This is a genomic window from Nocardia sp. IBHARD005, from assembly GCF_052814245.1.
In genome coordinates, this window is record NZ_CP199935.1 from 817,979 (window position 1) to 843,158 (window position 25,180).

At 70.5% G+C, this 25,180-nt stretch carries 3 protein-coding genes; all 3 read left to right on the top strand.

Annotation, left to right across the window (positions count from 1 at the left end; all coding sequences use genetic code 11):
* Positions 1-17: 17 nt before the first annotated feature.
* The 3 genes from ACTWPB_RS03785 to ACTWPB_RS03795 are packed head-to-tail and all read left to right on the top strand — an operon-like array spanning position 18 to position 25,012.
* Entirely contained in the window at positions 18-7,598 is a 7,581-nt protein-coding gene (locus ACTWPB_RS03785; RefSeq protein ID WP_446224338.1) for an amino acid adenylation domain-containing protein, read from the top strand.
* Positions 7,599-7,724 (top strand): hypothetical protein, encoded by a 126-nt coding sequence (locus ACTWPB_RS03790; RefSeq protein ID WP_446224339.1) that lies wholly within the window; start codon positions 7,599-7,601, stop codon positions 7,722-7,724.
* Positions 7,721-25,012 carry an amino acid adenylation domain-containing protein gene (locus ACTWPB_RS03795; RefSeq protein ID WP_446224340.1) on the top strand — a complete coding sequence of 5,764 codons (17,292 nt, stop codon included), beginning with the start codon at positions 7,721-7,723 and terminating at the stop codon, positions 25,010-25,012. Before ACTWPB_RS03790 ends, ACTWPB_RS03795 begins: the two co-directional genes overlap by 4 nt.
* Positions 25,013-25,180: the final 168 nt, after the last annotated feature.

Sequence of the window (25,180 nt, forward strand, 5' to 3'; positions counted from 1 at the left end):
GAGAGGTGTATTGGTCTGTGGAAACCCCCCGCCGCACGGGCCGTGCAGGCCGCCGACGTGCTACCGGCGCACCGTTGTTCGGTCAGCTGCTCACGGCCGCCGTCGAGTCCGCGGCCGATGCGATCGCGCTGCGCTACAACCCGACCGGGATGCCCGGCGCGGAACAACACCGCACTTATCGCGAGCTCGACGAGCAATCCTCGCGCCTGGCACGTGAACTCATCGACCGTGGCATGGGCGCGGGCGACGTCGTCGCGATCGCCATCGCCCGCTCGATCGAATCCGTGCTCGCGGTGTGGGCCATCGCCAAGACCGGCGCCGCGTACGTGCCGGTCGACCCGGCCTACCCGGCCGACCGGATCGCCCACATCGTCGCCGACTCCGGCGCGACCATCGGCCTGACCACCGCGGCCCATCGCGCCTGCCTCGGCACCACCGCGTACTGGATCGAACTCGACGACCCCGTCGTCGCCGAACGTATCGCCGTGCGGCCAGGGCACGCGGTGAGCTACGCCGACCGGGTCCGCCCGATCGACGAACGACATCCGGCCTACGTCATCTACACCTCCGGCTCCACCGGCAAGCCCAAGGGCGTCGTGGTCACCCACACCGGGTTGGCCACACTGGTCGCCGCCGAGCGCGAACACTATGGGGTCGAACCTGATTCGCGCGTGCTGCATGTTTGCTCGCCGAACTTCGATGTGTCGGTACTCGAGCTGCTGCTGCCGTTCGGTGTCGGTGCGACGCTGGTGATCTCGCCGCCACGGGTGTTCGGCGGTTTCGAACTGTCGGACCTGTTGCGCCGCGAACGCATCACCCACCTGCTGATCACCCCGGGCGCGCTCGAGTCCGTCGACCCCGCCGGGCTGCCGGAGCTGGCCACCGTGATCGTCGCGGGCGACCGGTTCGGTCCGGAGCTGGTCGGCCGCTGGGCAACCGGCGGGCGTGCGTTCTACAACGGGTACGGCCCCACCGAGGCCACGATCCTCGCCACCAGCACCGCGGCGCTGCGGGCGCACGCGCCGATCACCATCGGCACCGCGGTGCCCGGCATGGGCCTGTACGTGCTCGACGCGCGGTTGCGGCCGGTGCCCGCCGGGGTAGTCGGCGAGCTGTACCTCTCCGGCCCCGCGCTCGCGCAGGGGTATCTGGGCAGGCCGGGGCTCACTTCGGAACGTTTCATCGCCTCGCCGTTCGGGCCGGGCAGGCTGTATCGCACCGGCGACCTGGTGCGCCGATTCGAACACGACGGCACGCTGGAATACCTGGGCCGCACCGATTTCCAGGTGAAGGTGCGCGGTTTCCGGATCGAGCTCGGCGAGATCGACAACGCGCTCACCGCCCATCCTGACCTCGATTACGCGGTGACGCTGGGCAAGACGATGTCATCGGGCGCGACGACGCTGGTCGCCTATGTGCTGCCGCGCGCCGGCCACCCAGTCGACACCGGGGCGCTGGCGGAATTCCTCGCGGAATCGTTGCCCGCGTACATGATTCCGTCGGTCATCATGGTCCTCGACGCGCTACCGCTGACCTCGGTCGGCAAGCTCGATCGCGCCGCGCTGCCGACGCCGGTGTTCACCGCGCGCGGCTTCCGCGCGCCCGCCACCCCGGCCGAACAGGTGGTGGCCGATGTGTTCGCCGCGCTGTTGCTGTGTGACGGTGCGGGCCGGGTCGGCGCCGACGACGACTTCTTCGAACTGGGTGGCGACTCGCTGCTCGCCGCTCAGGCGGTCGCCCGCATCGGTGCCGCGCTGGACGTGCGGGTGCCGGTGCAGGCGGTCTTCGAGGCGCCGACGGTCGCCGCACTCGCCAATCGGGCCGAGCAGCAACGGCTTACGGCGCACGCGCTCCCGCTCACACCGCGTCCGCGCCCCGCGCTGGTGCCGCTGTCGTATGCACAGCAACGGATGTGGTTCCTCAACCGCTTCGATCCCGCGTCGGCGGTGGACAACATCCCGGTCGCGGTCCGCCTCTCCGGCCGCCTCGACCTGCCCGCCCTGCGCGCCGCGATCGCCGACCTGATCGCCCGCCACGAAGTGCTCCGCACGGTGTATCCGGTGTCCGACGGCGTCGGTTCCGACGGGTTCGGCGGGGTGCTCGACGGCGAAGGTCACCAGCTGGTGCTGGCGGCGGGCGACCCCGCCGCGATGCCCGAGTTCGAGGTCATCGAGGTGGCCGAGGACGGGCTCACCGAGGCGATCGGGGCCGCGGCGCTGACCGGCTTCGACGTCACCGCCGGTCCGCCGGTGCGGGTGCGGGTGCTTGCCCTCTCGGACAACGAGCACGTCGTGGTCTGCGTGGTGCACCACATCGCCGCCGACGGGTTCTCCTTCGCGCCGCTGACCAGGGATCTGCTCACCGCCTACGCCGAACGGCGCGGAGGCGGTGCGCCGCAGTGGCCGCCGCTGCCGGTGCAGTACGTCGATTACACGCTGTGGCAGCGCGAACTGCTCGGCGCCGAGCACGACCCGGATTCGCTGCTCGCCGCGCAAGTGGCCTTCTGGCGAAAGACCCTGTCCGGCCTGCCCGAACAGCTCGAACTGCCCACCGACCGGCCGCGTCCCGCCGTGTCGAACCGGACAGGTGGGTCGCTGAGCGTTCAGGTACCCGCCTCGGTACACGCCGGCCTGTCCGCGCTGGCCCGCGAGCACAACGCCACGCTGTTCATGGTTGTGCACACCGCGCTGGCCATGCTGCTGGCCCGGCTCGCCGGCACCCGCGACATCGCGATCGGTACCCCGATTGCCGGTCGCGGCGAACAGGCGCTCGACGAGCTCATCGGCATGTTCGTCAACACACTGGTCCTGCGCACCGAAGTGAATCCGGCGGCGAACTTCGCCGAATTGCTCGCCGAGGTCAGAGCGCGCGATCTCGCGGCGTTCGGGCACGCCGATGTGCCGTTCGAGCGGCTCGTCGATCTGCTGGAGCCGGTGCGCTCGACCGCGCGGCACCCGCTGTTCCAGGTGATGCTGACCTTCCAGAACCTGGCTCGCACCGACCTCGCGCTGCCCGGCCTCGCTGTCTCGGCCGCCGACTTCACGGTGCCGCTGGCGAAGTTCGACCTGCAGGTGGAGCTCGCCGAACGCATCGGCGCGGACGGCGCACCGCAGGGCATGGCGGCCACTTTCGTCTATGCCACAGACCTTTTCGACCGCGCCACGGTCGCCGACTTCGCCGACCGCTGGACGCGGGTCCTCGCCGCGGTGATAGCCGATCCGGCACAGCCGGTCGGCGATATCGATGTGCTCGCCCCCGGTGAGCGTGAACTCGTGCTGCGCGAAGGCCATTCGCCCGGCACCGCGGTTCCGGAGGTGACCCTCGCCGACCTGATCACCGCTCAGGCGCATCAGCGGCCCGAGGCGATCGCGATCAGGGCGGGGGAGCGGTCCCGCACTTTCGCCGACCTCCTCGGCCGGGCATCGGCTCTCGCCCGTGCGCTCATCGCGCAGGGTGCGGGCCCGGAAAAGCTGGTGGCCGTCGCTGTTGCGCGCACCGAGGAACTACCGGTCGCGCTGCTCGCGGTGCTCCTGTCGGGTGCGGGCTATCTGCCGATCGACTCCGGCTACCCCGCGCAGCGCCTCGGCTACATTATCGCGGACGCGAAACCCGCTGTGCTGCTGACCACCTCGGCCGAGCGCGAACTGCTGACCCCGCCGGCCGAGCGCGAACTGCTGACACCGCTGGCCGACCTGCCCGTGGTGTTGCTCGACGAGCAACCCGTCTACACCGATGCCCCCTTGCATCCCGGCGAACGCCGCGCCCCGCTGCGCCCGGATCACCTCGCGTACGTCATCTACACCTCGGGCTCCACCGGCCTGCCCAAGGGCGTCGGCGTGACCCATCGCAATGTGCTCGAGCTGTTCGCCAACGCCCAGTTGCTGTTCGCCTTCGACGTCGACGATGTGTGGTCGGTGTTCCACTCCTTCGCCTTCGACTTCTCGGTCTGGGAACTGTGGTGCGCGCTGGCGGGTGGCTCGTCGGTCGTCGTCGTCGACCACCTGACCTCCCGTTCGCCGATCGAATTCCGCGAACTGCTGGCCCGTGAACACGTGACGGTGCTGAGCCAGACCCCCACCGCCTTCGCCCAACTCGACGAAGCCGACCGTGCGGCGCAAGCCGCGGGCGCCACACCGCTGCCGCTGCGCTACGTGGTCTTCGGTGGCGAGGCTTTGGACCCCCGCAAGCTCAACCGCTGGTACGACCGCTACGGAAACGGCGCGGGCGCACCGGAACTCGTCAACATGTACGGCATCACCGAGACCACCGTCCATGTCTCCCACCAGGTCCTGACCTCGCGGACCGCGGAACTCGTGGCCGACCGGGCGGGAGCTGGTGCCGACTCCGACCACAGCGGAGGATCGGATGCGGAGGTAGCGCGGCGTGACTATGCCGCCGAACTACCCGGCAGCCTCATCGGCCGCGCGCTGCCCGGGTTGTCGGTGGTCGTGCTCGACGACCGTCTGCGCCCGGTGCCCTTCGGCGTGGCGGGTGAGCTCTACATCGCGGGCAACCAGCTCTCGCGTGGCTACCTCGGCAAGCCGGGCCTCACCGCCACCCGTTTCGTCGCCGATCCGTTCGGCGAGCCGGGTGCCCGCCGCTACCGCTCCGGCGACCTCGGCCGCTGGATCGGGTTCCGCGGCACCCCCACCCTCGAATACGGCGGCCGTGGCGACCAACAGGTCCAATTGCGCGGTTTCCGGATCGAACCGGGCGAGATCGAGGCCGCTCTGCTGCGCGTCCCCGGCGTCGGGCAGTCCGCGGTCATCGTGCGCGCCGACGAGCACGCCGGTGACCGCCTGATCGCCTACGTTGTCGCGGCCACAGGTGTGGTGGTGGACTCCAGCGCACCCGCTGTCGCCGTGGCGAAGGGCCCGGTCGGGGCGCGCTTCGGACGTGGCGATGGCAATGCGGCGTCCGCCGGCGAAGGCACCGGGCCCGCCGATCGCGTGGCCACCGCCCTCGACCCGGTGCACGTGCGTGCCGCCGTCGCCGAATTCCTCACCGGCTACATGGTTCCCGACGCGGTCGTGGTGGTACCGGAACTGCCGATGACCACCAACGGCAAGCTCGACCGGGCCGCGCTGCCCGCACCGGAGTTCACCGCCGCCACCACCTTCCGCGCGCCGACCACTCCTATCGAACTGAGCGTGGCTGGAGTATTCGCGACCCTGCTCGGCGTGCCCGAGATCGGCCTCGACGACAACTTCTTCGACCGCGGCGGCAACTCGCTGCTGGCCACCAGGGCCATCGCCCGCATCGACCATGCGCTCAGCACCGATCTGGTGGTGCGTGACCTGTTCGAGGCGCCGACCGTTGGTTCGCTCGCCGCCCGCGTTCGCCCGGGTTCGGTGGCCGCGCCACGACCGCCGCTGATCCCGGCGCAGGATCGTGGCGTCATTCCGCTCTCGCCCGCGCAGCAGCGGATGTGGTTGCTCAACCGCATCGACCCCGACTCACCGGCCTACAACATCCCGCTGGTCCTGCGGCTGCGCGGCGCGCTCGACACCTCGGCACTGCGCTACGCCGTCGCCGACCTGCTCGAACGGCACGAGGCACTGCGCACCCGGTTCCCGGCCGATGACGCCCAAGCCGTTCCGTACCAGGAGATCCTGCCTGTCAGCGCGGTGTTGCCGAACGGCCTCGCGCTCGAGGAGTGCGACGATCCGCGCGAGCGGGTAATCCGGCTGCTCGCAGGCGGTTTCGACGTCGCCGAGCGAGTTCCCCTGCGCGCCGGGCTGTTCACCTCCCCCGCCGACGACCCGCTCGCGGAGGAGGAATATGTGCTCGCCGTGGTGGTGCAGCACATCATCGCCGACGGTGCCTCGCTCGCTCCGCTGGCCCGTGACCTCGTGATCGCCTACCGGGCCCGCGTCGAAGGCCGCTCACCCGCCTGGGCGCCACTGCCCGTGCAGTACGCCGACTACGCGCTGTGGCAGCGCGAGGTACTCGGTTCGGAATCCGATGAGAATTCCACCGCCGCCAGGCAGCTGGGATTCTGGCGGCACACCCTGTCCGGGCAGTCCGGCACGGTCGAACTCCCGCACGACCATCCGCGCCCCTCGCACGCCTCGCTGCGCGGCGCCGACGTGAGCACCACCCTGCCCGCCGACGTTCACGCCGGCCTCGCCGAGATCGCCCGCAGGCACAACGCGTCGCTGTTCATGGTCGTGCACGCGGCACTGGCCGTGCTGCTCGCCCGGATCTGCGGCAGCACCGATATCACGATCGGCACCCCGATCGCCGGCCGCGGCGAACCCGAACTCGACGACCTGGTCGGCATGTTCGTCAACACCTTGACCTTGCGCACCGAAGTCGACCCGCGACACGGATTCGACGAATTGGTCAGCGCCGCACGCGAAGTCGGCCTCGCCGCGTTCGCCAACGCCGACCTGCCGTTCGAGCGCGTCGTCGAGGAGGTGGCCCCGACCGGCACCGTGTCGCACAACCCGCTGTTCCAGGTGGTGCTCTCGTTCCACAACAACGAGACACCCGTGCTGCGCCTGCCCGGCCTCACCATCGAGGCGATGGACCTCGCGGCCCGCCCCGCCAAGTTCGACCTCCAGGTCAATGTCGAACCGCGCCTGTCCACGACCGGCGAACCCGACGAGATCGGCGTCGTCTTCACCTACGCCACCGACCTTTTCGACGAGCACACGGTCGCGGCTTTCGCGCGCGGGCTCACCGAGATCGTCACCGCGGTCGTCGCCGATCCCGCGATGCGAGTCGGCGATATCGACCTGCGTGACGCCAGAGAACGCGAACGCGAACTGACCGCCGCGGCCTACGCGCCGGCGCCGTCGGCCAACGGTGCCGCGCTGGCGCAGGAACTGGCCTCGGCGGTGGAGGAGGACCCGGACGCGCCCGCCCTCGATCTGGGTGGATCCGAGATCGTGTACGCCGAATTCGACGCCCGCTCCTCGCAATTGGCTCGCTCGCTGATCGCCCGCGGCGCCGGACCCGGCACCGGAGTCGCGGTCCGTCTCGACCGCGGGGTTGACGCGGCGATCGCGACCTGGGCGGTGCTCAAGGCCGGTGCCGCGGTGGTGCCGCTGATGACGATGGACGCGGCCCTGCCGGGCAGCCTCGAGGTGAAACTCGGCCTGACCATCGACATCCTCGACGCCCCCGACGGCCTGGACTGGTACGACCTCGCCGACCCGGCGCTGCGCGCCGAACTGGCCGCGGAATCACCGCGCCCGATCGGCTACGCCCACCGCACCCGCGCCCTGCGCGGTGACGACGTGGCCTTCGTCGGCGGTGGCCGCACGCGCAGCTACGACGAGTTGGCGACCGCGGCCGAGCAGGTCGCCGAGCGCACCGGGCTCACCTTCGAATCACGCACGCGCGCAACGGGCAGACCGGATTCGGTGGCGGGCGTGCTCGAGATTGTCGCTGCCGCGATCGCGGGTGCGACGCTGGTGATGGGGGCCGACCAGGGGGGTGCGGACGAGGTGAGTCACGTGTTCACCGAGTCCGCGGTGGCCGTCGCCGAACCCGGTGACGGGACCGGTGCGAGGATTGTCGCGCTCAGTGAGATGATCGGCAACGCCGGGCCGCCGCACGAGCGGCGCACGGTGGTCGGGATGGATGGATAGGTGGAACGAACACTGACTGGTCCGCGCGCGGTGCGCGAACGTGGCAGTGCGCGTCGATATCGGTACGAGGTGTGCATGACCGGGCAACGGCAAGTCGACTCCGACGATCGGATGGAACTGTCGTGACCCGGGCAAACCGGGCGTCCGGCGCCCGTGCCCGGCAGCGCGGGAAGTCGCTGCCGCAACTGCTGTCGGTGGCGGTGGAATCCAACCCGGGCGGCCTCGCACTGTCGTGGGACGACGGCGTGTCCGCGCCGGTGCACTGGACCTATGCCGAGCTCGACGAACGGTCCAACCGGCTGGCCCGGCTGCTGATCGCCCGTGGTGTCGGCCCAGAGGACGTGGTGGCCCTCGGCATTGCGCGTTCGCCGGAATCGGTGCTGGCCATGTGGGCGGTGGCCAAGACGGGCGCGGCGTTCCTGCCGATCGACCCGAACTATCCGCCCGCGCGAGTGAGTCACATGCTCGGCGATTCCGGTGCGGTGCTCGGCGTCGCGGTCGGTGCGGCGGTGGACCGGTTGCCCGGCGCGCTCGAGTGGTTGTGTCTCGACGACGACGCCGTGCGTCGCGCCACCGACGATCAGCCCGGTGATCCGGTGACCTTCGCCGACCGGGTGCGCCCGCTGCGGCTACAGCACCCCGCCTACGTGGTGTACACCTCCGGTTCCACCGGCCTGCCCAAGGGCGTGGTGGTGACGCACGCCGGGCTGGCCGGGTACTGCGCCGAGCAGCGCGCGCACTACGCGATCGAGCCGACCTCGCGCACCCTGCATTTCGCGTCGCCCTCGTTCGACGCGGCCGTCCTCGAACTGCTGATGGCGGTGGGTGCCGGGGCCACGATGGTGCTCGTGCCCGCGGGCATTCTCGGCGGCGCCGAGCTGGCCGAGGTGCTGCGTCGCGACGCCGTCACGCACATGTTCATCACCACCGCCGCGCTGGCCTCGCTCGATCCGGCCGGGCTGGACGCGCTGGCCGTGGTCACCACCGGTGGCGAGGCGTGCCCGCCGGACCTGATCCGGCGCTGGGCCACGGATTCGCGCCGGTTCCACGACTGTTACGGCCCGACCGAGACCACCATCGTGACGAATATCAGCGCGCCGCTGATGGTCGGCGACACGATGAACATCGGCGCGCCGATGCGTGGGGTGACCGAGTACGTGCTCGACGAGCGCTTGGTCCGGGTGCCCGACGGGATGATCGGCGAGCTGTACATCGCCGGTAGCGGGTTGGCGCGCGGCTACCACCGTCAGCCTGGTTTGACCGCCTCGCGCTTCGTCGTCGATCCGTTCGCCGGGGGCGATGGGCGGATGTACCGCACCGGCGACCTGGTGCGTCGCCGGGTGGACGGTGCGATCGAGTTCGTGGGGCGCAACGACTTCCAGGTGAAGGTGCGCGGTTTCCGGATCGAGCTGGGTGAGATCGACACCGTGCTCACCGAGCACAGCACTGTCGACTTCGCGGTGACCATCGGGCACGAACTCGACAACGGCACAACGATTCTCGCCGCGTACGTACACGCCGCACCCGGCGCGCGAATCGACACCGACCAGCTGTTCGAGCATGCCAAGACCGGTCTGCCCGCGCACATGGTGCCGACCGCGCTGACCGTGCTCGACACCATTCCGTTGACGCCGGTCGGCAAACTCGATCGGGCCGCGCTGCCCGCACCGACCCTGCGCGCCGAGGAATTCCGTGCGCCCTCCGGTGCGATGGAAGAGCTGGTGGCGCACATCTTCACCGAGTTGCTCGCGCCGGCGAACCCGGTGGGCGCCGATGACGACTTCTTCGCCCTCGGCGGCAATTCGCTGCTCGCCACCCGGGCCGCGGCGCGCCTCGGTGCGGAGCTCTCGGCGCGGGTGCCCGCGGGGCATGTCTTCGAAAGTCCCACCGTCGCGGGACTCGCCGTGCTGCTCGAGCCGCTGAAGGGTGCGGGCGGGCACGCGCCGCTGACACCTCGCGGGCGTCCCGAGCTGATTCCGCTCTCGCCCGCGCAACAGCGGATGTGGTTCCTCAACCAATTCGATCCGAGTTCCACAGCCGAGACGATCCCGTTCGCGCTGCGCCTGTCCGGACCGTTCGACCCTCGCGCGCTGCACGCGGCGCTGTCGGACCTGGTCGGCCGGCACGAATCCCTGCGCACGTGGTACCCGGTATTCAACGCCTCCGAGCATGCGCGCGGCGCCGGGTCGCGCGCTGCTGTGGACGATGGGGTTGCGGGTGCGCTGGGTGAGGTCGCGACGCCCCGCGACGGACACGGCGCTGTGGTCGACGGTGCCGGACACCAGGTTGTCCTGCCGATGGCGGATGCGGTGCCGGATGTGCTGGTCGACTCGCTCACCGAGGACGAATTGCCTTTGTGGCTGGCCGAATTCGCGGGGACCGGTTTCGATGTCGCCGCTGGTGTGCCGTTCCGGGTGGCGCTGGCCGAGCTCGGCCAGCACGATCATGTGCTCGCCGTGGCCTTGCATCACATCACCGCCGACGGTGCCTCGGTCGCACCGCTGCTGCGTGACCTGCTCGGTGCCTACCTCGCTCGTCGCAACCGTTCGCGGCCGAGATGGCAGCCGCTGCCGGTGCAGTACGCCGACTACACGCTGTGGCATCGCGAACTGCTCGGTTCCGAAGCCGACCCCGATTCGGTTGCCGCCGAACAGATTTCGCACTGGCGTAGCGCGCTCGCGGGTCTGCCGGACCGGCTCGACCTGCCCACCGATCGCCCGCGTCCGCCCGTATTCAGCGGCCGCGGTGCCGAATTCGGCTTCCAGATCCCGGCGCCGGTGCACACCGCGCTCGCCGCGCTCGCCCAGCGCAGCGGCACCTCCGAATTCATGGTCGTGCACGCGGTGTTCGCGGTGCTGCTCGGTCGCCTCGCGCACACCGACGACATCGCCATCGGTACCCCGGTGGCCGGGCGCGGTGCCCGCGAACTCGACGACCTGATCGGCATGTTCGTCAACACGCTGGTGCTGCGTTCGCGCCTTGACCCGCGCGCGAGCTTCGCCGAACTGCTGCGCGCGACCAAACGCGCCGACCTCGCCGCCTTCGCCCACGCGGACCTGCCGTTCGAGCGCCTGGTGGAACTGCTCGATCCGGTTCGCTCGCAGGCCCATCACCCGCTGTTCCAGGTTGCCCTGTTCTTCCAGAACCTGGACCTGCCGAACCTGCGCCTACCCGGCCTGGACGCCACGGCTGTCGAATTCGGCGGTGCGGTAGCACGTTTCGACTTGCAGCTCACGATCGTGCCCGGCACCGATCCGGCCGAGCCGATGGCCGCGTCGTTCAACTACGCCACCGATCTGTTCGATGCCGACACCATCGAAACCCTGGCAGCCCGGTTCACCCGCCTGCTCGATGCGGTCACCACCGACGCCGATCTCGCGATCGCCGAGCTCGACCTGCTCACCGAGGTCGAGCGTGAGCAGACCCTGGTGAGCTGGAACGAGACCGCCCATCCGGTGCCGCCGGAACCCATGCTCGACGCGTATCGCCATGCGGTGCAGATGCATCCGGACGCCACCGCGCTGGTCTACGCCGACACCGAGCTGACCTACCGTCAGTTCGACGCGCGCGTGAATGCCCTCGCCCGACTGCTGATCGAACAGGGAGTCGGCCCGGAAAGCCTTGTCGGCCTGGCTATCCGGCGTTCACCCGACCTGGTGATCGGCATGTACGCGGTGCTCACCGCCGGTGGCGCCTACGTGCCGCTGGATCCCGACCATCCGGCCGAGCGCGTCGCCTACATCCTCGACACCGCCCAGCCCGCCTGCGTATTGAGCACCCGTGCCGACGCCATCGCCGTCGCGCCAGGGACCCCGTTGCTGTTGCTCGACGAACTCGATGTCGCGGGCGTGCCAGGTGATCCGGTCCTTGCCTCGGAATTGCGCGCTCCGCTGCACCCCGACCACCCGGCCTACGTCATCTTCACCTCGGGTTCCACCGGCAAGCCGAAGGGCGTCGCGATCTCGCACGCCGCCATCCACAACCAGCTGGTCTGGATGCTGGCGAAATACCCACTCGCACTGGGTGATGTGTACTTGCAGAAGACCGCGGCCACCTTCGACGTGTCGCTGTGGGGCTACTTCATGCCGCTGCGCGTCGGCGCGAAACTGGTGCTCGCCACGCCCGGCGGTCACCGCGACCCCGCCTACCTGATCGAGCTGATCGGCGAGCACAAGGTCACCGTCACCGACTTCGTCCCGTCGATGCTCACGATGTTCGCCGCGCAGGCAGCAGCGGGGTCCGGGAGCCACGTCGACCTGGAGTCACTGCGCGAGATCTTCGTCATCGGTGAGGCGCTGCCCGCGGAGACCGTCGACGCCGTGGCCGCGATCAGCTCGGCCAGGTTGCACAACCTGTACGGCCCGACCGAGGCCGCTGTCTCGGTGACCTACTGGCCTGCGCGACCGGGCGAGCGTTCGGTGCCGATCGGCTTGCCGCAGTGGAACTCTCGCGTCTACGTCCTCGACGAACGGCTGCGGCCGGTACCCCCCGGTATCGCGGGGGAGCTCTATCTCGCGGGAGATCAGCTCGCCCGTGGTTACGTCGCGCGACCCGGCCTGACCGCCGATCGATTCGTCGCCGACCCGTTCGCCTCGGCTTTCGGCAGCGGGTCTGGATCCGATCCCGCGATGGGCGCGCGCATGTATCGCACCGGCGACCTCGTGGTGTGGCGTCGGCCTAGCTCGAACGCGCCCCACCGGCTCGACTACCTGGGGCGCATCGACTTCCAGGTGAAGTTCCGTGGTCAGCGGATCGAGCTCGGCGAGATCGAGACCGCGCTGTTGGCGCACGAATCCGTCAGCCAGGCAGTGGCATTGGTTGTCTCCACCGAGCTGGGCGACCAGCTGGTCGCCTACGTGGTGCCCGCCCCCGGCCATGTCACCGAGCCGGACCGGCTGCGGGCGGCCGCCTCGAAAACCCTTCCGGTTTATATGGTTCCGGCGTCGATCACCGTGCTCGGCGAGCTGCCGCTCAACCCGAGCGGCAAGCTCGACCGCAAGGCACTGCCCGCGCCGAGCTTCACCGCACGGGCGTTCCGGGCGCCGAGCACCGCGCAGGAGCGGCTCGTCGCCGGTCTGTTCGGGGAAGTTCTCGGCCGCAACGACATCGGCGCCGACGACGACTTCTTCGCGCTGGGCGGCAACTCCCTGATCGCCACCCGCCTGGTCGCCCGTCTCGGCGCCGCCACCGGTGGTCGCGTCGCCGTGCGCACCCTCTTCGAAACCCCCACCGTCGCGGGACTCGCCGCGGTCCTCGACCCCGATGCGGTGACGGAACCGACCAGCGGCCTCGGCACCCGGCCCCGCCCCGATGCGCTACCCCTCTCGCCCGCCCAGCGCCGCATGTGGTTCCTCAACCGCTTCGACCAGGGCGCCGACGACGGAGCCGCCGCCTACAACCTGCCCTTCGCGCTACGCCTGACCGGCACCCTCGATGTCGCGGCCCTGACCACCGCCCTGCGCGACGTACTCGCCCGCCACGAGGTTCTGCGCACGATCTACCCCGACACCGCCGACGGCCCGATTCAGCAGATCCTGGCGGTCGACCAGGTGGACCTCGACTTCACCGTTCATCGAATCGGTGTCGGGCGGACGGCGGCTGAGCCCGCGTCACCGAACGCCGCCACCCGCGAAGTCCCGGCAACGGCTGGGCGTCCCGGCGGGGCGGCGCACGACGGATCGACTCGATCCTCGGCCGCTGTGGTCGCCGAGGTGACCGCGCTCGCGTCGACCGCGTTCGACGTGACGACCGAGGTACCGCTGCGAGTCCGGCTGCTCGACATCACCGGCAGCGAGCCCGACGCGCCCACCGAGCACGTGCTCGCCGTCGTGGTGCACCACATCGCCGCTGACGCCTCCTCGATGCCGCCGCTCGTGCGCGATGTGACCACCGCCTACCTCGCACGGGCCGCCGGGCGCGCTCCCGAGTTGGCCCCGCTCCCGGTGCAATACGCCGACTACGCGCTGTGGCAGCTGGACCGGCTCGGCGTTGAGGACGACACGGAATCAGCTGCGGCCCAGCAGCTCTCGTTCTGGCGATCCGAACTCGCCGACCTGCCGGATCTGCTGGAACTGCCTGCCGACTATCCGCGTCCCGCCCTCGCTTCACTCGCGGGTGGTCGGGTGCCGGTGCGCATCGATGCCGCTACCCATGCCGCGATCGCAGAGATCGCGCGCGCGGGGGGCGCGACCGTATTCATGGTGTTGCACACCGCTTTCGCCGTGCTGCTGGCTCGGCTCTCGGGTGCCGCCGAGGTGGCGGTGGGTACTCCCGTCGCCGGGCGTGGTGAGCGCGAACTCGACGAGCTGATCGGCATGTTCGTCAACACCGTCGTCCTGCGTACCCGCTACGACGGTGGCGCCACCTTCGCCGAGCTGCTCGCCGCCCAGCGCGCGAGCGATCTCGCCGCGTTCGCCGCCGCCGATATTCCGTTCGAGCGACTGGTCGAAGTGCTCGATCCGCCGCGCTCCACCGCGCGTCATCCGCTGTTCCAGGTGGGTCTGTCCTTCCAGAACGTGGACCGTGCCGAACTGGAGCTGCCCGGCTTGCGGATCGCGCCGGTCGCCGCGGAACTCGCGGTGTCGCAATTCGATCTGCACCTGATCGTCGGCGACGGGTACGACGCCGACGGCGCGCCCACCGGCATCGAGGGCTTCTTCACCTACGCCACCGACCTCTTCGACGCCGCGACCGTGACGGCCTTCGCCGACCGGTTGACGCTGCTGCTCGACGCGGTGGTGCGTGAGCCCGCCGTGGTGGTCGGCGATGTCGACCTGCGTACCGTCGCTGAGCGCGCATCCGAAATTGTCAGCGGTGCGGCCGATCTCGCTGTTCCCGGTGGAACGCTCGCCGACCTGCCGATGGTCGCCCGCCCCGAAGCCGTCGCGCTCGTCGCCGATCTGCCAGAGGGTCGCCTCGAGCTCACCTACGCCGAGTTCGACTCGCGGGTGAACAGGCTCGCGCGCCACCTGATCTCGATCGGGGTCGGTCCGGAGTCGCTGGTCGCGCTCGCCCTGCCGCGTTCGATCGATCTCGTGGTCGCCATGTACGCGGTGACCAGGTCCGGCGGTGCCTACGTGCCCATCGACCCCGATCAGCCCGCCGATCGCACCGACTACATCCTCCACACGGCCGCCCCGATCTGCGTGCTCACCAATGGTTTCCGCACCGACGCCGCGCCCGTGGTGCGGGTCGACCACTCAGTGATCGCCGCCGCCGATCCCAGCCCGATCACCGACGCCGACCGCCGTGCACCGCTGCACCCGGAGAACACCGCCTACGTCATCTTCACCTCCGGCTCTACGGGTCGCCCCAAGGGCGTTGCGGTGCCGCACGCGGCGGTGATCAACCAGTTGCAGTGGCTCCGTGGTGAATTCGGGACGACGGCGTCCGATGTCTTCCTGCTGAAGACACCCGCCACCTTCGACCTGTCGGTCTGGGAATTCTGGTCCGCCGCCGTCTGCGGTGGCCGCCTGGTGATCGCCGCCCCCGACGGCCACCGCGACCCGGCTTACCTGGACGCCCTCATCACCGATGCGGGCGTGACCACCCTGACCGCCGTGCCTTCGTTGCTCGACGCACTGGCGGGCTACTGGGAGTCACGCTCGCACGGTGGGCAGGCAGCTCAGGGGCTCGATAGTGAGATCGGAAGGTCCGCCGACACCGAGGGTTCTCGCGACGGCTACCGGGAATCGGACCCGCACAACGCGATTCGCGCCGAGGCCGCCAGCTCCCGGCTGACCCGCATCCTCGCGATCGGCGAATCCCTGCCCGCCGCACTGGCCCAGCGACTGCTCGAGGCGTTGCCCGGCACCAGGATCGACAACCTGTACGGCCCCACCGAGGCCGCCGTCTCGATCACCGACCACCGTGTCACCACCGCCGATGTACTGACCGTTCCGATCGGTGCCCCCGAATGGAACAGCCGCGTCTACGTCCTCGACGAGCGCCTGCGTCCCGTCGCGCCTGGTATCAGGGGCGAGCTCTACCTCGGCGGCATCCAGCTGGCTCGCGGTTACCTGCGCAGGGCGGCACTGACCGCCGAACGCTTCGTCGCTGACCCCTTCGAGCCCGGCGCGCGCATGTACCGCACGGGCGACCTCGTCGCCCGCACCACCGGTGTTCCCGCGATCGACTCGACAGTGGCGCAAAGGTTCGCCGAAGTCGCTCCGATACAGGGCGAGCCCGGTCATGCGCGCGAAACGAGCGGCGAGCTGATCTACCTGGGCCGCAGTGACTTCCAGGTGAAGATCCGTGGATTCCGGGTCGAGCCCGGCGAGGTGGAAGCTGTCCTTCTCGGGCTGCCCGGGGTGGCGCAGACCGCGGTGCTGGCCCGCACCGACGCGCACTTCGGTGATCGGCTGGTCGCCTATGTGGTCGGCGCGGATCTCGATGTCGCACAGCTGAAGTCCGCGCTGCGGGACAAGCTGCCGACGTATCTGGTGCCCGACGCCTTCGTTGTCCTCGAAGAGCTGCCGTACACCATCAACGGCAAGCTGGATCGAAAGGCGTTGCCCGCGCCGGTCTTCGAGGCCGCGACCTTCCGTGCCCCCGCCACCCCCACCGAACAGCTGGTCGCGGAGGTCTACGGCGAGATCCTCGGTGTCGCTTCCGTCGGCGCCGATGACGACTTCTTCGCCCTCGGCGGCAACTCGCTGCTCGCCACCAGGGCGGCGGCCCGGATCGGGACGGCGCTCGATCGCGCGGTCGGTGTCCGGTTGCTGTTCGAGGCGCCGACAGTGGCCGATCTCGCACTGCGCGTGCACCGGTCGGCGCAAGCCACCACGGCGCGGCTGCTCGCCGGACCGCGCCCGCAGCGGGTGCCGTTGTCGCTGGCACAGCAGCGGATGTGGTTGCTCAACCGGCTCGATCCCGACGCCACCGTCTACAACATCCCGGCCGCGATCCGCCTCACCGGCGCCCTCGACCTGCCTGCCCTCGGTCTCGCCGTGGGCGACCTGTTCGCCCGGCACGAGATACTGCGCACCCGTTATCCGGCGCGCGGGGACGTGCCGGTTCAGGATGTGCTCGCGCCCGATGCGGTGCACGTCGACCTGACACCGGTCGAACTCGCCCCCGACGACCTCGCCGACGAGGTGCGCCGAACCGTCGCCACCGGATTCGACGTCACCGCCGAGCCGCCGGTCCGGCTGCGACTGCTGCGCCTGGGCGCCGACGACCACGTGCTGGTCTTCGTCGCCCACCACATCAGCGCGGACGGTTTCTCCATGGGCCCGCTCACCCGCGACCTCGTCCTCGCCTACACCGCGCGCACGGCAGGCGCGCCGCCCGCTTGGTCGCCGCTACCGCTGCAATACGCCGATTACGCGGTGTGGCAACGGGACTCACTCGGCGACGAAGCCGACCCCGGTTCCACGGCTGCCGCACAGCTGGCCTACTGGCATGACGAGCTCGCCGGTCTGCCCGAGGAAATCGCGCTGCCCGCCGACCGTCCACGCCCGGCGGTGCAGTCCTTCGCCGGCGCCACCAGCACCTTCGAGCTCGACGCCGCACTGCACGCCGAGCTCGCCGGCCTGGCCCGCACGCAGGGTGTCACGGTGTTCATGGTCGTGCAGGCCGCGCTCGCGGTGCTGCTCGCCAGGCTCAGTGGCACCGACGACGTCGCCATCGGCACCCCGATCGCGGGCCGTGGCGCCCGTGAGCTCGACGATCTGGTCGGCATGTTCGTCAACACCCTGGTGCTGCGCAGCCGGATCACCGAGAGCGAGCCGTTCACCGCGCTGCTGACGCAGACCCGCGATACCGATCTGCGCGCCTTCGCCCACGCCGACGTCCCGTTCGAGCGGGTGGTCGACGCGATCGGGCCCACCAGGTCGGCGGGCAGGCATCCGCTGTTCCAGGTGGCCCTGTCGTTCGAGAACCTCGCCCCGGTCGCCTTCGCACTGCCGGGGATCACGGTGGGCGCGCTGGACGCTCGCACCGCCGAGGCCAAGTTCGACCTGTTGCTCACTGTGCGTGAGCAACAGGACAACGGTGGCATGCACGCCGAATTCAGCTACGCGACAGACTTGTTCGACGCGACGACCGTACGCGGCTTCGGTCAGCGCTTCGTCCGGCTGCTCGCCGCCGTCGCCGCCGATCCCGACCTCGCCGTCGGCGATATCGACCTGTTCGACCCCGCCGAATTCCGCGCGCAAACCACGTTCGCGGGCCCGGCGGCCGAGCCGGAACGCACGCTCGCGCAGTTGATGGACGACGCGGTGCGCGCCGATCCGACCGGCATCGCCCTGCGCGGCGACGGTCGCGGCTTCACCTACACCGAACTCGACGCCGCCGCCAACCAGCTGGCCCGCGGTCTCATCGCTCGCGGCGCTGGTCCGGAAGTCGCTGTCGCCGTGGCGATTCGGCGCTCGGTCGAATCGGTGCTCGCGGTGTGGGCGATCGCGCGCACCGGCGCGGTGATCGTGCCGATCGACCCCGGCTACCCCGCCGAGCGGATCAGCCACATGGTCACCGACTCGGGTGCTGTCTTCGGTATCACCCTCGTCGCCGAACTCGCCGGATTGCCCGCACTGCCCGGCGACGGCGGCTGGGTCGCGCTCGACGATCGGGCGTTCACCGCCGAGATCGCCGGCTGCGCGACCGTCGGCCTGCGCGAAATCGAACTGCGCGCCCCGTCGAACACCGGCAATGCCGCGTACATGATCTACACCTCCGGCTCGACCGGCCTGCCCAAGGGCGTCGTCGTCACCCACGCCGGACTCGCCAACTTCTGCGCCGAGCAGAAACAGCGCTACCGCCTCGACTCCACCACGCGCGCACTGGCTTTCGCCTCACCGTCGTTCGACGCGTCCATGCTGGAGTTGCTGCTCGCCATCGGTGGCGCGGGCACCCTCGTGGTCGCTCCCGCCGGATCCGTCGGCGGCACCGAACTCGCCGAGCTGATCCGCTCCGAGGGCATCACCCACACCTTCCTGACCCCCTCGGTCCTGGCCACCCTCGACCCCGACGGCGTCCCCGGTCTGCGCGCCCTGATCGTCGGCGGCGAACACGTACCCGCCGACCTGGCCGCACGCTGGAACACGCTGCCCCAGCGGCACTTCCACAACGGTTACGGGCCCACCGAAACCACCATCATGACCTCCATCAGCGACGCGCTGCACCCCGGCGACACCGTCCACATGGGCGGCCCGATCCGTGGCATCCGCGCCCTGATCCTCGACGAACGTCTGCGCCCGGTCCCCGAAGGCGTCACCGGCGAGCTCTACCTCGGCGGCGTCCAACTGGCCCGCGGCTACCACCGACGCCCCGCTCTCACCGCATCACGCTTCATCGCCGACCCCTTCGGCCCCGTGTCCACCGGGTCCGCTCCCACCCCGGGTTCTGCGGGCCAGGCGGCAGTCTCCGCTGTGGGTGGCTCCTTCGGGCCCGCGGGCGCGCGCCTCTACCGCACCGGCGACCTCGTCCGCCGACGTGGCGATGTCCTGGAATTCGTGGGCCGCAACGACTTCCAGGTCAAGATCCGTGGTCTGCGCATCGAACTCGGGGAGATCGACGCCGTGCTGGCCGCCGCACCCGGCGTCGCCTGGGTCACCACGCTCGGCCGCGACAACGGCACCGGCTCGACCATGCTGGTGTCCTATGTCATGGCCGACCACGGCGGATATCTCGACACCGCCGAGCTCACCGCGCTCGCCGGGCAGGTGCTGCCCGGCTACATGGTGCCCGCCGCGATCGTCGTCCTCGACGAGATTCCGCTGACCCCCGTCGGCAAGCTGGATCGGCGCGCGCTGCCGGACCCGGTGGCCGACCGCGGCGAATACCGCCCGCCACGCACCCTCGCCGAGAAGACCATCGCACGGGTGATCGCCGACGTCCTCGGCCACGACCGGGTCGGTCTCGACGACGACTTCTTCGCCCTCGGCGGCGACAGCATCACCGCCATCCAGGTGGTGTCGCGGGCCACGTCGGCCGGAGTCACGCTGCGACCACGTGACCTGTTCGACGCGCGCACCGTCGCCGCGCTCGCCGGACGCGCCGAAATCACCGTCGAACCGAGCGCCCCGTCCGCCTCGCTCCCGCTCACCGCGACCGCCGCTCAGCTCACCGAAGCGGGCGAGACCGCGGTCGAACCCCGCGCGGTGGTGCTCGAGGTGCCGGCCGACTGCCCGGACGCGGCCGTCGCGGCTGCCGTGGCCGCGGTGATGAACCAGCATCCGATGCTGTGGGCGCTGCTCGACCGCACCGGCGACACTCCGGTGCTGCGCATCCCGCCTGCCGACGAACGCACCGGCGGTGCCTTCCGCAGGCTCGACTCCGCAGACGGTGAGTCCTCGCTGCCCGTCGACGACATCGTCGCCGCGGCCGCCGCCGCGCTCGACCCGGACGAGGGCCGCAATATCCACTTCGTGCTCACCGGCGACGCCGGTAGCTCGGCCACCCTGGTCGTCGTCGCGAATGCCCTTGTCCTCGACGAGAGTTCGTGGCGCGCGGTGGTCGACCAGCTGACCTCGGCATGGAGCCGCGGCCGCCACGCCGCACCCGCCGCCCCCGATGCCGGACTCGGCGACCTGGTCCGGCGGCTCGCCGAGTACCCGTCCACGGCCGCGGCGCGCGTCGAACGTGCGTACTGGCATCGCGCGATCCGTTCCAGGGCAGGCGAATCCGCCGATCTGCACCAGCGCAACCGGGTCTCGCTGAGCATCACCGGTGAGGGCACCACCGCGGTGCGCACGGTCGCCGAGGCCTACCGCGCCACCGTCGACGAGGTGCTGCTCACCGCCGCCGCGCTGGCCCTGCACACCGCGGCCGACACCGCCGTGGCACGGGTGATCGGCACGGTGGTGCGGCTGCGCGCCGACCAGCGTCTGCTCGGCAGGCCCGACGCCGAGAACGTGGTCGGCGGGTTCACCACCGACTATCCGCTGGCACTGCGCCTGGACGGGGTCGATGTCGCCGACGCGCTCGTCGGCGGTCCCGCCGCGGGGACGGCCCTGGCCCAGATCAAGGAACTGCGCCGCGCGGTCCCCGCCCACGGTGCCGGTTTCGGCCTGCTCCGCTACCTCGACACCGAGACCGCCGACGGTGTCCGCGCGCTGGACCGCGGCCGATTCGCGGTGCGCCTGCGCGACCTGCGCCCGGCGCGTGTGCACACCGATGTCGCCGCCGACGACCTGGCACTGGTGCTCACCGTCGACGCCACCGACGACGGGCTGGTCGCCCGATTCGACTTCGCCACCGCCGTACTCACCGCGGACGCGGTCAAAACCTTCGCCGAACACTGGATCCGCGCACTCGGTGGACTCGCCGAACACGGATTGCGGCCCGGTGCGGGCGGATTCACGCCGTCGGACTTCCCGCTGGTGCGGCTGGGCCAGACCGAATTGACGCGCCTGGCCCGCCGCTACCCGCTGCTCAGTGACGTGTGGCCGGTAACCCCGCTGCAGTCGGGGATGCTGTTCCACGCGCTGCTCGCGGAGAACTCGGTCGACCCCTACATCACCCAGTTCGTCCTCGACCTCGATCTGTCCGTGGACGCCGAGCGGCTGCACGAGGCGGCGCAGGCCGTGCTCGACCGGCACGACAACCTGCGCGTCGCGTTCGCCACCGACGCCGCGGGCACCCCGCTGCAGGTGGTGCTCGACGACATCGACGTGCCGTGGCAGGTCATCGACACAGTGACCGATGGCGCCTCTTCCGAGGGCCCTACGTGGTCACGCTCCGCTGCCGCCTCCGTGCCCGCCGGTCGGGACGCGGCCGACGCCGCCTACCAGCGCATTCGCGCCGCCGACCTGGCCGCGCCCTTCGACATGGCCGCCGCGCCGCTGCTGCGGTTCACCCTGGTACGCACCGCCGCGACCGCGCATCTGCTGGTCACCAGCCATCACATCCTGATCGACGGCTGGTCCACGCCACTGCTGCTGCAGGAACTGCTCACCGCGTACGTGGTCGGCGGTCGGAGCAGGCGGCAGCCGTTGGTCGCGCCCTACCGCGACTACCTGGCCTGGCTCGTCGAGCAGGATCTCGAAGCCGCCAGGACGGCATGGCGTACCGCGCTCACCGGCCTGGCCGAGCCCACGCCGCTCGCGCCCGTCGATCAGGGCCGCGAGATCGCCACGGGCACAGGTGAAACCGGCTTCGCGCTCTCGCCGGCCGACACCGCCGCGCTGAGCGAGCTCGCCGCCGGCCTCGGCGTCACGGTGAACACCGTGGTGCAGGCGGCATGGGGTCTGCTCATCGCCCGGCTGGTCGATCGCGACGACGTGGTGTTCGGCGCCACCGTCTCGGGCAGGCCCGCCGAGCTCGACGGTGTGGAGCGGATGGTCGGGCTGTTCCTCAACGCGATTCCCGTCCGGGTGCGGTTGCGTCCCGGCGATACCGTCGCCGAGTTGCTGCGCGGGCTGCAAGACGATCAGGCCGCGCTGCTCGACCACCACTACCTGGGTCTCGGTGAGATCCAGGAGATCGCCGGCATCGACGCGCTGTTCGATTCGCTCGTCGTCTTCGAATCGTTCCCGGTCGACCGCGAAGGACTCGCCCAGGCCGCGTCCGGATCGGCCGCCGTCACCGGGATGGACGCCGCCAACGGCACCCACTACCCGCTGACCGTGCAGGTTGTCGCCGACGGCCAGCTCCGGGTCTCGGTGAAGTACCTGCGCGATGTGTTCGGCGAGGACACCGCACACGCTATGGCGCAACGCTTTTCGATGTTGCTGGCGAGATTCACCGCAGGCCCGCAGACCAGGATCGCCGAAATCGATGTGCTGCTCGCGGAGGAGCGCGCGACCCTGGCGACGGTCAATGCCACCGACGCGCCCGAACTGCTCGACGAGGCGACTCTGCTGTCGTTGTTCGACGCGCAGGTCAAGCGCACACCGCACGCCACCGCGCTGATCGACGGTGAAACCACCTACACCTACGCGGAATTCGACGAACGCGCACGCGAACTCGCCGGCGCCCTTCGGGCCCGGGGTGCCGGGCCGGAGACGCTCGTCGCGGTCGCCATGCGGCGCGGCATCGACCTGGTGACCGCGATCTACGCGGTGCTGCGGACCGGGGCGGCCTACGTGCCGGTCGACCCGGACCATCCGGCCGAACGGACCGAGCGGGTGCTGGCCGCGGCCGCCCCGATCTGTGTGCTCGCCACCGCCGGATTCACGACCGCCTCGGGCCTTCCGGTCATCGACATCGGCGCTGTCAGTGGTGCAGCGGCGAATCTCGAGCTGCCGACCGCGGACAATCTCGCCTACGTCATCCACACGTCCGGGTCCACCGGAACGCCCAAGGGCGTGATGCTGACCCACCGGCAGCTGGTCAACCAGTTCCGCTGGGCGCAGCGCACCTACCCGCACGGCCCCGGCGACGTGGTCCTGCACAAGACCCCGGTCACCTTCGACATCTCCACCTGGGAGTTGTTGTGGCCGTTGCACACCGGAGCCACGGTGGTGATCGCCGCCCCCGACGGTCACCGTGACCCGGCCTACCTGGCCGAGATGATCACCGAACGCGCCGTGACCACCGTGCATTTCGTGCCGTCGATGCTCGATGCCTTCCTCGCCGATCGCCGCAGCGGCGAATTCCCCTCGCTGCGGCGGGTATTCGCGGCGGGCGAGGCGCTGACATCCTCGACCGCCCGCCGGTTCGCTCAGGTGCTACCGGCGGCGACGCTGGTCAACTGGTACGGGCCCGCCGAAGCCACCGTGGTCACCGCGGCGCAGGCCGAAGCCGGTCCCGCCGTGGGCATTCCGATCGGCGTACCGGTCGCCAACACGCACGTGCATGTGCTGGATCGTCAGCTGCGGCCGGTCCCGCCCGGCACCGCGGGGGAGCTGTACCTGGAAGGTGTGCAGCTGGCCCGTGGCTACCTCGGTGCCCCCACGCTCACCGCCGAACGCTTCGTCGCCCATCCCGGCGGCGGCAGGCTCTATCGCACCGGCGACGTCGTGCGATTGACCGCCGACGAGAGCCTGGAATACCTGGGCCGCAGTGACTTCCAGGTGAAGCTGCGCGGTCAGCGCATCGAACTCGGTGAAGTCGAGGCTGTCCTGCGCGACCATCACAGTGTCCGGCACGCCGCGGTCGCGCTGGCGCACGGCCCGACGGGTGATCGGCTGGTCGGTTACGTCGTGCCCGCCGAGGCGCCGCTCGAGCAAGCTCGAGCGTCGGCTCGCCCCGAGGGCTACTCGATCGACAGTGGCGCCACCACGGCCGGTTTCGACCAATCGGCCTTGCTCGCCCATGCCAGGGCGGCACTGCCGTCGTACATGGTTCCGGCGAGCCTGGTGACTCTGAAGTCGCTGCCGCTCAACGCCAGCGGCAAGCTCGACCGCAACGCCCTGCCCGTCCCCGCCTTCACCACCCGCGCCTACCGCCCGCCGACCACGCCGTTGCAGCGTGCCGTCGCCGAGGTCTACGCGGAGGTGCTCGGCGCGGGCAAGGTCGGCCTCGACGACGACTTCTTCGAACTCGGCGGCAACTCCCTGGTCGCCACCAAGGCGATCAGCCGGTTGCGCACCAGGGTGGGCGCCGAGGTGCGGGTGCAGTGGTTCTTCACCGACGCCACCGTCGCCGCGCTGGCCGACCGGATCGACGCCACCCAGTCCGCAGGCGGCGACTACGACCTCACCGCCGACCTCGAATCCGACGACGCCCTCGGTGTCCTGCTGGCCATCCGCAACCGGGTACCGCACGGCACCGAGGCGGGCGGCGCACTGTTCTGCATCCACCCGATGTACGGGCTGTCCTGGTGCTATGCCGGGCTGGCGCAATACATTCCGGCACGGCGGCCGATCTTCGGCCTGCAGTCGCCTGCCCTGAGCGAGGCGGGGTATCTGCCGGGCACGCTCGCCGAAATGGCGCGCCGCTACGCCGCCGAGATCAGGACCAAGCAACCGCACGGACCGTACCGGCTGATGGGGTGGTCGCTCGGCGGTGTGCTCGCCCACGCCGTCGCCACCGAACTCCAGGCGGCGGGGGAGCAGGTGTCGCTGCTGGCGATGCTGGATTCCCATCCCGATATCGACGTCCCCGATTTCCACACCGCGGTCCGCGACGCACTCGCCGAACTCGGCGTCGACATCAGCGCGGCGCTGCCCGCCGCGGGCGTGCGCGACCTCAGCGAGGACGCACTGGCCGCGCTGCACGCGATCATCCCGGCCAACATGGCCGTGCTCACTCCCGAACGGGTGCGCCGGATCTATCGCAGCGCGGTGCGCTCGGCCGAGTTGATCGCCGAGCACCGTCCAGCGGTGTTCCGCGGCAGGCTCGAGTACTTCAGCGCGCTCGGACACGAGGCGGCGGCGGCGAATTGGGCCCCGTATGTCGACGGCACGGTGCGTGATCGGCCGGTCGCGGTGGTGCATGATCAGATGACCTCGCCACCGGCGCTGGCCGAGATCGGGCCACGGCTGGCGGAGTTGCTCGACGCGGGTGACCGTGCGGCCGGAACGCGGTGACATCACGCCGGGCGCAACCACATTGCGCGGGGGCGCGATGACATCAGCGGTGCCGGTGAGGCATGATGTGACCGCGCTGTTGTAACGATTACCCCTGTTGTAACTACCGGATAACCCGTAGGGTCTGGCGTGTTGCAACTTCGTGCCCTGTTGGGAGCACGGACCGAG